This is a genomic window from Aquitalea sp. FJL05, from assembly GCF_003852595.1.
Classification (GTDB): Bacteria; Pseudomonadota; Gammaproteobacteria; order Burkholderiales; family Chromobacteriaceae; genus Aquitalea; species Aquitalea aquatilis.
Genome location: NZ_QAJS01000032.1, coordinates 1 through 296 on the forward strand (window position 1 = coordinate 1; position 296 = coordinate 296).

Here is a 296-nt window from a genome sequence, read left to right on the forward strand (position 1 = left end):
GCCGTTCGCGACACGACCGCCCCGTCGGCACCGACGGTGGTCATCGCCACCGACGCCAACAACGACGGCTTCATCAACAAGGCTGAGCAGGGCAGCGCGACAACGGATACCGTCAATATCGGCCTGCCGGCGGATGCCAAGGCCGGCGATACGCTGAATGTCACCATCAATGGCGTGGCGCAAGCCGGTCACGTACTGACCGCGGCTGAAATCAGCGCCGGCCAAGTCGTGATCACTCCGACGGCTCCGGCAGAAGGCGGCACGCTGAACGTGGCTGCCACCATCACTGACGTGGC

At 65.2% G+C, this 296-nt stretch carries 1 protein-coding gene; it reads left to right on the plus strand.

Features of this window, described 5'->3' with window-relative positions; all coding sequences use genetic code 11:
* Positions 1–296: hypothetical protein (locus tag DBR44_RS19575; RefSeq protein WP_158613686.1), on the plus strand; the 296-nt coding region annotated here is incomplete at both ends.